Raw genomic sequence first — 12,496 nt, forward strand, 5'->3', positions numbered from 1 at the left:
AATAAAGTCAGCTTTATCTTAATTTTAGTTACTTATATTTACCATGTGGTTACATATGTACACATACCACATGAAAATCAGGGTTTGATTGGTTAAAAAATAATCACAAATATTTCATTTTATGTTTTTCATATAGATCAAATCTGCTTTTGTCTAAGCTAGCAACCCGTAAGTGATAAAACAAGGGAGCTAAATGCTTAAATTTAAGAACAATATTGTTCATGGAGCAATCTTTGATATGGATGGAACAATGTTTGATACTGAACGATTACGGTTTCAAACATTGAAGCAGGCATCTCAGGAGCTCATTGGCGTTGAATTTTCAGACGTATACCTCATGCAATGTTTGGGTTTGAGTGCAAAGAGCGCTGAACAACTGGCGCAAGCAGAATATGGTGCAGACATTCCTTACCGTGAGATCCGTCAGCGTGCTGATGAACTAGAATTAGAAAGTGTGCGCAATTTTGGTGTGCCCATTAAAAAAGGTTTGTTGCAGGTATTAGAGCGGTTACGAAAGTCTGGCTTGAGAATGGCGGTTGCTACGTCTAGTCGTCGTGCCATTGCCGAAGAATATTTGATTAATGCCAATGTCTATAAGTTTTTTGATGTATTAGTTTGTGGCGATGAGGTGCAACAGGGCAAGCCACATCCTGAAATTTTTATAACAGCTGCACAAAAAATTAATCTAGAACCCAGCGAATGTTTCATGCTGGAAGATTCTGAAAATGGAATCAAATCTGCACATGCAGCGGGTGGCATAACCATACTATTTCGGGATATCAAAAAACCTAATGCTAATATGTTGTCACTCACGCAGCATTATTACGCAAGTATGCAAGCTTATTTAGATGACTTAAATCAAGTTATTCCTGTATTGGAAATGCCGAGTTTACAAGAGGCCTTCCCGCAAACTTTAAATCAGTTGAGTGTGGGGATTCATGGTTTTGGTGCAATAGGTGGGGGCTATTTGGCCCAAATTTTATCGCACTGGGATGGCTATACCCGTCCTAAACGTATTTATGCTTCTACACGGAATACCTTATATCGTTCTGCAGTAAACGCCTTTGGAACGTATTCAATTCGTTATGGACAATGTTCTTATGATGAACGAATTGAAAATATGCACATCATTGATGCGGAGAACTTGCAGCAGATGCAGCAAATGTATGTGGAGTCGAGCCTAATTGCATTATGTTTGCCTGAACATGCTTTACAGCAAGAGGCTAAAGTAATTGCGCAGGGCTTATATGCCCGTTTTATAGCGCAAGTTGAACCCCATCAGCCTTTAACTATTTTGGTAATTTTAAATAAAGTTGGGGCAAAACAGCTCTTGATGACGCATATTCATCAGGCGTTAGAGACGTTGTTGGATCCCGATACGGCAGCCAAAATTATGGCGCAGCATTATTTTTGCGATACTGTCGTAAATAGAATGGTCTCTAAATTAAACGATCAAAACTTATATCGCCAATTACGCATCAAGTATAATATTTTTAAGCAATTTCAGTTGGATGACGAAGCAGAGCCAATTGAAATTGAAGACAATACTCGATTGCAGCCTGAGCAAGAGCGTCAAGCCACCTTATATGTAGAAGATTTAAGACGCAATTTTCAGCCCAGTCACATTTTGCAAAGTATGGATTTAATTTTATTTCATGCTGAAAGTGACATGCCTATTTATGTGGAAAATGCCAGTCCATTATTGCAACACATGCGTCAAATGATTTTGGTAGATGATATTGCCGAAATTCAACTCATTAAAAATCGTTTATGGAATGGTGTACATGCCATGATGGCTTGGTTATCCAGTTTAATAGGGCATAACAGTATTGGTGTCGCAATGGCAGACCCATTGGTTGCAGATTTTACCCGCGCTGTTTCGGCACAAGTAGCGTTGGGATTAGCTGCACAGTTGCCGCATCGTCAGCAAAACTTAAAGCATCTGGCACAGAGCTTTCTGGACTCATGTGAACATGCCTATAAAGACCCGTGTCAGCGTGTGGCACGTGACCCTTTGCGTAAACTCTCAGCCAATGAACGGGTGATGGGTGCTTTGATTTATCATCTGCAGCATGATTTAGCTGCAAATTATGTGCAGAAAGGAGTGGTGTTGGGCTATCTGTATGCAATTAAAATGCAGCAGTTGGGGGCTCAAGCAGCATTACAGCATTTGTCAAAACAATTGCAAAATGCGCCTATAGACGAACAAACACGGCAGCAATTGCAGTACATAATTAGCCACCAATTACAGCAACTATTGGCTGGTCAAGTTCGCTTAGAAGCATTTATTCAAGATGGTACTCAAGTTGCAGCCGTAATCTAAAAATCAACTTGATGAATTCTTGGGGGGAGGTTTAGTAAGTTAACGTCATCATATTCAAAATGATAAAATACCGAATCGTGTTATGGAACACGATTCGGTGCTTTCTTGCATTAGAATTCAAATGCACTTTATTCACAGATACTTTTATGCAAATGCTGTTGTGTAACAAGCAATCAGATCACTCATTCACCAATGGGGTTTCCACTTGGAAATTTGGTGGAATAAGCACAGTCTTACGCAATTCAGGTGCGAGTTCAGGATAATCTAGCGTGAAGTGTAAACCACGCGATTCTTTGCGTTGCATGGCACAGCGCACAATCATTTCAGAAACCAGAACCAAATTACGCAGCTCAATCAAGTTTTTACTGACTTGATAGTCCTGATAATACTCGGTGATTTCACGTTTTAGCATTTCAATACGGTGTAAGGCACGCTCTAAACGCTTAGTGGTGCGTACAATGCCGACATAGTTCCACATGGTTGCACGTAGCTCATCCCAGTTTTGTAAAATCACCACATCTTCGTCAGGGTTGGTCACTTGCGAATCATCCCAAGCAGGAACTTCAGGCGAGCTATAATCTGCGGTGTAATGAGCTTCAATATGTTTGGCGGCCGCCATTCCATAGACAAAACATTCTAAAAGAGAGTTACTTGCCATACGGTTAGCGCCATGCAAACCTGTATAAGAAGTTTCACCAATCGCATATAAACCTGCAATATCGGTTTGGCTATGTTCATCCACCATCACACCACCACAAGTGTAGTGGGCAGCAGGTACAACAGGAATCATATCAGTGGTGATATCAATACCTAATTCCAGTAAACGTGCATACAGCGTTGGGAAGTGTTCCTTTACAAATTCTGCAGGTTTATGAGTGATGTCTAACCACACATGGCGAATACCTAAGCGTTTGATTTCATAGTCAATTGCACGTGCGACAATGTCACGTGGTGCCAACTCTGCACGCTCATCAAAACGCAGCATAAAACGCTCACCATCGGGTAAACGCAAATATGCACCTTCACCACGCATGGCTTCAGTAATTAAAAACGAACGTGCTTGAGGATGGTACAAACAGGTCGGATGGAATTGGTTAAATTCCATATTTGCCACACGACAACCTGCACGGTATGCCATCGCCATACCATCACCTGTAGCAATGTCTGGGTTAGATGTATATAGATAGGCTTTCATTGCACCACCGCAGGCAAGTGCGGTAAATGGCGCAAGGAAGCTATGCACTTTTTGTGTTTTTTCATCTAATGCATATAAGCCCAAAGCGCGATTGCTTTCATTTAAACCTAATTTTTGCGAGGTAATTAAGTCAATCGCAATATAATTTTCAAAAATGGTGATGTTTTGCTGTTCTTGGGCACGTTGTACCAAAGTGGTCGAAATTGCGCGCCCCGTTGCATCGGCAGCGTGAATGATACGTCGCTGTGAGTGACCGCCTTCACGGGTTAAGTGCAACTGTTCTTGTTCATCTAAAGTAAATTGCACACCTTGTTTCAGCAGAAAATCTACCGAAGGTTTGCCGCCTTCTACGGTTTGCTTGACGGCATCCATTTCACATAAATGAGCACCTGCAATCATAGTGTCATCTATGTGTTGTTCAATTGAATCTGTTTCATCAAGAACTGCCGCGACACCGCCTTGCGCATAGAAAGTGCTGGCTTCAGTAAGGGTAGATTTCGCCAAAACGGCAATATTGAAATGCTGGGGTAATGAGAGCGCTAAACTCAAACCTGCACCACCACTTCCCACAATAATCACATCAAATTGATGTGTTGTGTTTAAATTAGGCATGTCCATCAGCTAATTTGAAAAAAGTTGGATAATGACACCCCTTTTTACAGAAAAAGGCAAGTGCGAAGTGGATTTGAATAATGAAAAAAAAGAATAAACTGGCAACTTTTATGGAATATCCCACTTTTATTGTGATTCGATTCCACGCTTTTCATTTATAGCACTTTGGCGCATCATTTTTGATGGGTCAAATATAAGATGCTATCTCAGCTATCCTCCACAGTGCCTGCCAAACCGTAATTGAAAAAGATTCAACATTTTATTACGCAAAAGCCTATTATTTTGTGCTAAATAAGGTGAGTTCAAAGTCATAATTATTATTGAGTGAATGCTATTTATGAAAAATCGCAACTTAAAAAAAGGTTTATATGCGGCTGTTTTTACTATGGCAACTGTGCAGGCTCAAGCAGCACCACCAGTAGACTTTTCTAATTTGGTTGAGCAGGTTAGTCCTGCGGTGGTGAGTGTCAATGTTGTCAAAAAAATGAGTCAGGAAGAACTCTTACAACAACAAGTTCCAGAAATTTTACGCCGTTTTTTTGGCAATCAAGTGATTATTCCTCAACAGCAAATTCCACAAGAAAAAACAGGTTACGGCAGTGCCTTTTTTATCAGTAAAGATGGATACCTTTTAACCAATCACCACGTTGTTGAAGATGCTTCTAAAGTTACCATTGTACTGAATGACCGCCGTGAACTTGATGCAACTGTCGTGGGTAGTGATGAACGTACCGATGTCGCGTTATTAAAAGTGCAGGGCAGCAGTTATCCAGAACTGCGTACAGGCAATGTCGATCAATTACGTGTAGGTGAGCCTGTACTTGCGATTGGTTCACCATTTGGCTTTGACTATTCTGCATCGGCAGGAATCGTGAGTGCCAAAATGCGTAATATGATGGGTGAAACTTCAGTGCCATTTATTCAGACCGATGTGGCGCTTAACCCAGGTAACTCAGGCGGGCCACTATTTAACCAGCGCGGTGAAGTGGTCGGCGTGAACTCCCGTATTTTTAGTGGTACGGGTGGTTATATGGGCTTGTCATTCTCCATTCCTATTGATGTTGCCATGGATGTTGCCGATCAGTTAAAGCGTAACGGTAAAGTGACTCGTTCTTATTTAGGGGTGAGTTTGCAAGATATTGACCGCAATTTGGCAGAATCTTATAAACTCAGTAAGCCTGAAGGTTCATTAATTACTCAAGTTGCACCAAACTCACCTGCGGCACGTGCAGGTTTGCGCGCGGGCGATGTGATTCTTAAATACAACGGCACACCTATTTCCAGAACGTCTGAATTGTTGAACTATTTAAACCGTTCAGTGCCAAATCAAAGTATTCAGCTTGAAGTATTACGCGATGATAAACGCCGTAATATTACCGCTACGGTGAGCACAGCACCTGACGACACGCCTGCCAAAAACAACCCTGATACCGCAGCCAAAGGCCCTGTTTTAGGGGTGTCGATTCGTGATTTAAGCGTTGCAGAACAACGCCAATTAGATATTAAAGGCGGTGTGCTGATTCAGGAAGTGCGTCGTGGTGGTTCGGCAGCTCAGGCACGTATTATGCCAGGTGATGTGATTGTGCAACTGAATAACACCACCATCCAAAATGCCAACCAATTTGTTGAAACAGTATCTACCTTGAAACAAGGTACAATTGCGCGTGTGGTGATTATCCGTCAAGGGCAACGTGCGATTATTGGCATGCGTATTCAATAAGTTGATGTGGCATAAAATCGTAAATCTATCTAAAATTTAGAATCTTGCTAAACTTTAAATAGCCACTTATTTTAAGGAAGTCGCTCTTGAATTAGGGCGACTTTTTTATGTAACTCGGTATTTTTGTTAGACTAGACCGACATCGCCGTTTTAGTTAAAAGGATGACATGAGCAGCATATTTGATTTAAAAATCACCGTACAGCCAGAACATATTGATATTTTAGGGCATGTCAATAATGTGGTGTATGTGCAGTGGATGCAGGATGTAGCATCGGCACATATCAAAACATTAGGCTTAGGTGTGCAGGAATACTTAAAACTAAAACATGCGATGGTGGCGGTGGAACATCATGTGCAATATCGTAAAGCGGCACTCGAAGGTGAGGAGCTGATTTTGCGTACATGGTTAAGTGATTTGAATGCGTTGTATTCATTCCGCCAATATGCGTTTTATCGCCCTCAAGATAAAAGTCTGCTGTTTATGGGCAATACACAATGGGCTTGTGTGGAAATTGCTACAGGTCGTCCAAAACGCATGTCACCGACATTTACACAGGCCTATCAACCACTTACTGCAGATGTGAATCCGTTGGATTTTAGTGAGTATGATTAATTAAGAGGAATTGAAGCACCAAGTGTAGCGTCATTGAAAGTTGCCGCATGTTATTGCTGTCGATGTTGTTAAAGAGGGTATTCACCTGTTTCAAATAGCATGACGTGGCTTTCAATTCTCAGCTTAATCACGACATAAATCTTTGTATAAAAAGCCTGAAACTCTCGAATAAAAAGAAAAACGCGTGAGGCTGCAAAAGGAAGTCATTATTATGGATACATTGAAAAATCCATCTGCTATAATCCTTCGCAATTTCTATTCGGCTTTTGCTCTGCATGAATTTTGAGGTGCAGAGCGTGTTATTTTTCAAGGTAACCCATGGCGCAAGCTAAAAAAACTGTTGATATTAAAAACATCCGTAACTTTTCGATCATTGCCCATATTGACCATGGTAAATCGACTCTAGCAGATCGTTTCATTCAAACCTGTGGTGGTTTACAAGATCGTGAGATGCAAGCTCAGGTGTTGGATTCTATGGAGCTTGAGCGTGAGCGTGGGATTACCATTAAAGCCACCTCAGTGACTTTATACTACAACCATCCAAATGGTCAGGAATACCAGTTAAACTTCATTGACACCCCAGGACACGTTGACTTTTCCTATGAAGTATCACGTTCTTTGGCAGCTTGTGAAGGTGCGCTATTGGTAGTCGATGCGGCACAAGGGGTAGAAGCGCAATCAGTTGCAAACTGCTATACCGCAATTGAGCAAGGCTTAGAAGTTTTACCTGTACTGAATAAAATTGATTTACCGCAGGCAGAACCTGAGCGCGTGATTCATGAAATTGAAGAAATTATTGGTATCGAAGCGCAAGATGCACCCACCTGTTCGGCTAAAACAGGTTTAGGCATCGACAATGTATTAGAAACCTTGGTGAATGTCATTCCTGCACCACAAGGTGACCGCGATGCGCCATTGCAAGCCTTAATTATTGACTCATGGTTTGATAACTATTTGGGCGTTGTGTCGTTGGTACGTATCAAGCAAGGTCGTGTGCGTAAAGGCGATAAAATGTTGATGAAATCGACAGGTCAAACGCACATCATTACCTCAGTTGGTATTTTTAATCCAAAACATACCGAAACAGGTATTTTAGAAGCAGGTGAAGTTGGCTTTGTTATTGCGGGTATTAAAGATATTTTCGGTGCGCCAGTCGGTGATACCATCACACTTGCAACGACACCAGAAGTAGAAACCTTACCAGGCTTTAAAAAAGTTAAGCCGCAGGTTTATGCGGGTTTATTCCCAATTGATGCCAGCGACTTTGAACCGTTCCGTGAAGCATTGCACAAACTACAAATTAACGACTCAGCATTGTTCTTTGAACCTGAAAGTTCAGATGCTTTGGGCTTTGGTTTTCGTTGTGGTTTCTTGGGCATGTTGCACATGGAAATCGTACAAGAGCGTTTAGAGCGTGAGTACGATTTAGACCTAATTTCATCAGCTCCAACGGTTATTTATGAAGCTGTGATGAAAAATGGCGAAACGGTTTATATCGACAGTCCATCTAAAATGCCTGATGGTTCAACTGTAGAAGATTTGCGTGAACCGATTGCGGAATGTCATATTTTAGTGCCGCAAGAATACTTGGGTAACGTCATGACCCTATGTATTGAGCGTCGTGGTGTGCAAAAAGACATGAAATTCTTGGGTAACCAAGTGTCTATTACTTTTGAAATTCCAATGGCAGAAGTCGTGATGGATTTCTTTGATAAATTGAAGTCATGTTCACGTGGTTTTGCATCGTTAGATTATAACTTTGTGCGTTTTGAAAGTTCATCTTTGGTTAAAGTCGATGTACTGATTAACGGTGAAAAAGTTGATGCCTTAGCGATGATTTGTCACCGTCAGGATGCACGTCACCGTGGTATTGCCTTGGTTGAAAAAATGAAAGACTTGATTCCGCGTCAAATGTTTGATGTGGCTATTCAGGCTGCGATTGGTGCGCAAATTATTGCGCGTTCAACCGTGAAAGCGATGCGTAAAAACGTACTTGCGAAGTGTTATGGCGGTGACGTTTCTCGTAAGAAGAAACTACTTGCCAAGCAAAAAGAAGGTAAGAAACGTATGAAGCAAGTGGGAAGTGTTGAAATCCCGCAAGAAGCTTTCTTAGCTGTACTTAAAGTCGAACGCTAAAATTATAAGGATAATAAACCCATGGATTTTGATTTTAATTTGATTCTCGTTCCTGCCACATTATTTTTTATTGCGGTGTGGCTGCTCGATAAATTTGTATTTAAACAAAGAGCGACGAAAGGGCGAGGCAATGAAAACTTCATTATCACATGGGCTTATGATTTTTGGCCTGTTTTGGCAGTGGTGATGGTACTGCGTTCATTCCTGTATGAACCATTTAATATTCCGTCAGATTCTATGGTGCCAACCTTAGAAACGGGCGATTTTATTTTGGTGAATAAGTTTGAATACGGTGTACGTTTGCCAATTATTAACAGCAAAATTATAGATGTGGGTTCACCTGAACGTGGTGAGGTTGCGGTGTTCCGTTATCCACCACAACCAAGCATTAGTTATATTAAGCGTATTGTCGGTTTACCAGGCGATCATATTGTTTATGATCATGGTCAGCTGAGCATTAATGGCGAGAAAGTAACGAAAACCCCAATCCAGTTTAGTCGTGAAAAAGATAGTTTAGATACACCTACTTCAATTTATCATCAGGAAACTTTAGGCGCGCATACATTTACCATGCGCGAACTTGAAGGTGTAAACGTGGCGCGTCAGGCACCATTCTTGAACTATGTAGACAATGGTAAATATTCAGCAGAAAATGGTTTATATTGGGAAGTCAAAGTACCTGAAGGTCATTACTTCGCGATGGGGGATAACCGCGATCAAAGTGCTGACAGTCGTTTTTGGGGCTTTGTACCAGAGGAAAACCTAACAGGCCGTGCATTCTATGTCTGGATGCATAAAGAACCTGGGTTTAATTTGCCGTCATTTAGTCGTAACGGCAAAATTGATTAATAAAGCAGATTAGGAAAATAAAAAATGCGTCATCAACAGGGGGCATCCTATATTGCAATTTTAATTGCAATTATTGGTTTTGCATTTATGGCAAAAGTGGCAATTGCGGTTTGGGGACCATATTTCGATGATCGAATGTTGGACAATCAAATTGAAGAGCAATTGTTGAATGGGCCAAAAAACCTATCACCACAAAAGTTTATTGGTGAAATGGACAAGCGTTTAAGCATGAACAACATTCGCGATATTAAATTTGCAGATGTAGCTCAAGTGACCAACGTAGATGGTTTAGAAGTGAAAAAAGAATATGAAATAAGAAAACCTTTCTTATTGAATATTGATATTGTAATGAAGTTCGAGAAAAGTTTTGATCAAAGCTCAGTCCAAGCTAAATGAGACCCGTCTAGCCAGCCGAATCGGTTATCAGTTTAAGCAACCTGAATTGCTTAAACTGGCTTTGACTCACCGCTCGGTGAGTCATAAACACAATTACGAACGTCTGGAATTTCTAGGCGATTCGTTATTGGGAATGATTGTTGCCAATTATTTATATGTGGCTTATCCACATGAAAATGAAGGGCGTTTAACGCGCATGCGGGCAACACTGGTACGTCAGGAAGCCTTAGGCAAAATCGCCAATGATTTAAAGCTCAGCCAAAATTTAATTCTCAGTACAGGTGAATTGAAATCTGGCGGTCATCATCGTGAGTCTATACTGGCAGATACCGTAGAAGCGATTATTGGCGCTATTTATGTCGATAGCGGTGATTTGAATTTGCTGCAAACGATTGTGCTAAAATGGTACAGCCCTTATTTAGATCATATTGAGCCAACCGATCAACTCAAAGACCCTAAATCACGCTTACAAGAGTATTTACAAGCACGTAAAAAACCTCTCCCGGTTTACGAGGTTGTAGATATTCAGGGCGATGCACCGAATCAGCATTTCATTGTGGAATGCCGAGTCGATAGTTTGCCTGTAATGAAGGGTGAAGGTTCAAGCCGTCGCTTTGCCGAGCAGGCAGTTGCGGCAGATATTTTAAAATTCTTGGAGCAAAAGTCTGAATGACCATCCATTCCGATCACGTAGATGCTGATCACGAGTCGAATAACGACGCCAATGACCTAATTAACCAATTCTTTAGCGGTCAGGGAACTGAAATTCCATCTGATTTCCGCAGTGGTTTTGTTGCGATTGTTGGTCGCCCGAATGTGGGTAAATCGACCCTCATGAACCACTTATTGGGTCAAAAACTATCCATTACTTCACGTAAACCGCAAACCACACGTCACAAAATTGTGGGAATTGATTCACGTGAAAAATCTCAGGCTGTGTTTGTAGACACACCAGGGATGCATAAAAAAGAAGTCCGTGCCATCAACAAAATGATGAACCGTGCTGCATCATCTGCTTTGCGTGATGTGAACTTGGTTTTGTTTGTGGTAGATGCACAAAAATGGACGCAAAATGATGAGTTAGTCCTAGAAAAGCTGAAAAATGCAGAAATGCCAGTGATTCTAGTGATTAACAAACTCGACACTTTTGAGAATAAAAATCAGGCTTTGCCGATTATTCAAGAACGTGCCAAGTTAATGAACTTTGCCGAAATTGTACCTGTATCGGCATTGCGCGGCGCGAACCTAGATCATTTGCGTGACACGATTGAACGCTATTTGCCATTCCAGCCACCGTTGTACTCGCTAGATCAAATCACAGACCGTTCAGAACGTTTCTTGGCATCTGAAATTATCCGTGAAAAGATCATGCGCCAATTGGGCGAAGAACTGCCTTACGATTTAACCGTGCAAATCGAATCATTTAAAACTGAAGATGCGGTTTTAAATGAAAAAACGGGTCGTATGAAAGCACCATGTACCTATATTGATGCCACTATTTTTGTAGATCGCTCTGGTCAAAAAGCCATTGTGATTGGTGAAAAAGGCGCGAAGCTGAAAAAAATTGGTATGGATGCACGGGTCGACATGGAAAAAATGTTCGAGCAAAAAATCATGCTGACGCTTTGGGTGAAAGTCAAAGGTGGTTGGTCTGATGATGAACGTGCATTAAAAAGCTTAGGATATAGTGATATCTAAGTTTGACGAAAAGGGAACTGTGATGATGAAAGTGTTGGCCATTGTGGCATGTATGTTTGTCTTGCAAGGTTGTATTCACAAAGTTGTGACAGTTCCCGTAAAAGTTGCCTACAAAACTACAAAGGGTGTGGTGAAAGGCACTGCTGCTGTAGTTGGTGCTGTCATTCCAGATGGTGATGACGAAGAAAAATCCAAACAAGAATCCTCTAAAGAACAGGATTAATTGACGCTATCATGCGTAATGAAATCTTGCATGGTTATTTAATCCATCATCGAAAATACCGCGAACGTAGCCATATTGTGCACTTGTTTACCCGCGAACATGGGCGGGTTGATGGTATTTTAAGACAAATGCCACCGCCACAATATCAACCGATTCGCATACAAGCTTCGGGAAAATCAGACCTTAAAAATTTCACCAAGCTGGAAATTGTCAATCAACCGGTTTTCTTCTTTGGTGATGCATTTTTTTCAGGCTTTTATTTAAATGAAATCGTGCTGCGCTTATGTTCTGCCGAAGTGGAAATGCCAGAAACTTTTGTGCAATATCACCAGACTTTGGCGCATTTACAACACTTATCTAGTCAAGAAAATCCCAATCTATTCTTAAGACAAATTTTACGTCAGTTTGAACATGCATTATTGGAAGAATTAGGCTATGCGATTGATTTTTCAGTCGATGCGAACCAAGAGCCGATTCAGCCCAATCTACATTATCATTTTCAACTGAATGATGGTTTTATCCCCACCGCGCAAGTATCACGAGCAAATTTGCTTGGCGCACAGATCCTGAGTATGTGCGACTATGAAAAAGGTAGGGATTTTAACCCAGAGCAGTTACAATTACTGTCTCGGCTGTATCGACAAATGATTAGTTCACTGTTGGGTGATCGACCTTTAAAAAGTCGCCAATTGTGGATTCAGAATTCTCAAACCCAAGCGTAATGTAGGAA

Annotated in this window: 11 protein-coding genes; 10 read left to right on the forward strand and 1 reads right to left on the reverse strand. The window is 41.2% G+C overall.

Annotated elements, in window-relative coordinates:
• The first annotated feature begins 193 nt into the window (after positions 1–193).
• On the forward strand, positions 194–2,323 hold the full coding sequence (gene mtlD, locus FTU09_RS02445) for a bifunctional mannitol-1-phosphate dehydrogenase/phosphatase (RefSeq protein ID WP_180079480.1): 2,130 nt from the start codon (positions 194–196) through the stop codon (positions 2,321–2,323).
• A gap of 178 nt (positions 2,324–2,501) precedes the next feature.
• Here mtlD and nadB read toward each other — a convergent pair whose 3' ends face one another.
• Positions 2,502–4,136 carry an L-aspartate oxidase gene (gene nadB, locus FTU09_RS02450; protein ID WP_035310664.1) on the reverse strand — a complete coding sequence of 545 codons (1,635 nt, stop codon included), beginning with the start codon at positions 4,134–4,136 and terminating at the stop codon, positions 2,502–2,504.
• Between the two features lie 331 nt (positions 4,137–4,467).
• Here nadB and FTU09_RS02455 point away from each other — a divergent pair, with 331 nt between their 5' ends.
• From FTU09_RS02455 to recO, 9 genes are all read left to right on the forward strand, one after another.
• Positions 4,468–5,850, forward strand: a complete 1,383-nt coding sequence (locus FTU09_RS02455) for a Do family serine endopeptidase (protein ID WP_180050404.1) — start codon at positions 4,468–4,470, stop codon at positions 5,848–5,850.
• A gap of 167 nt (positions 5,851–6,017) precedes the next feature.
• Positions 6,018–6,464 (forward strand): thioesterase family protein, encoded by a 447-nt coding sequence (locus FTU09_RS02460; RefSeq protein ID WP_180079481.1) that lies wholly within the window; start codon positions 6,018–6,020, stop codon positions 6,462–6,464.
• 318 nt (positions 6,465–6,782) lie between these two features.
• Complete coding sequence (gene lepA, locus FTU09_RS02465) at positions 6,783–8,600, forward strand: translation elongation factor 4 (RefSeq protein WP_004971725.1); 1,818 nt, start codon at positions 6,783–6,785, stop codon at positions 8,598–8,600.
• Between the two features lie 21 nt (positions 8,601–8,621).
• Entirely contained in the window at positions 8,622–9,449 is an 828-nt protein-coding gene (lepB, locus tag FTU09_RS02470) for a signal peptidase I (protein WP_004971724.1), read from the forward strand.
• A gap of 24 nt (positions 9,450–9,473) precedes the next feature.
• On the forward strand, positions 9,474–9,845 hold the full coding sequence (locus tag FTU09_RS02475; protein WP_004971723.1) for a DUF4845 domain-containing protein: 372 nt from the start codon (positions 9,474–9,476) through the stop codon (positions 9,843–9,845).
• Positions 9,817–10,518 carry a ribonuclease III gene (rnc, locus tag FTU09_RS02480; protein ID WP_004971722.1) on the forward strand — a complete coding sequence of 234 codons (702 nt, stop codon included), beginning with the start codon at positions 9,817–9,819 and terminating at the stop codon, positions 10,516–10,518. Before FTU09_RS02475 ends, rnc begins: the two co-directional genes overlap by 29 nt.
• Complete coding sequence (gene era / locus FTU09_RS02485) at positions 10,515–11,543, forward strand: GTPase Era (RefSeq protein ID WP_004971721.1); 1,029 nt, start codon at positions 10,515–10,517, stop codon at positions 11,541–11,543. The genes rnc and era overlap by 4 nt, the downstream gene beginning before the upstream one ends.
• Before the next feature lie 22 nt (positions 11,544–11,565).
• The gene (locus tag FTU09_RS02490) at positions 11,566–11,766 is read left to right on the forward strand and encodes an NF038104 family lipoprotein (RefSeq protein WP_019837686.1); all 201 of its coding nucleotides are present in this window, start codon (positions 11,566–11,568) and stop codon (positions 11,764–11,766) included.
• 8 nt (positions 11,767–11,774) lie between these two features.
• Positions 11,775–12,488 carry a DNA repair protein RecO gene (recO, locus tag FTU09_RS02495; RefSeq protein ID WP_180008383.1) on the forward strand — a complete coding sequence of 238 codons (714 nt, stop codon included), beginning with the start codon at positions 11,775–11,777 and terminating at the stop codon, positions 12,486–12,488.
• Positions 12,489–12,496: the final 8 nt, after the last annotated feature.

Origin of the sequence: Acinetobacter sp. YH12058, from assembly GCF_013419805.1 — a bacterium.
Classification (GTDB): Bacteria; Pseudomonadota; Gammaproteobacteria; order Pseudomonadales; family Moraxellaceae; genus Acinetobacter; species Acinetobacter towneri.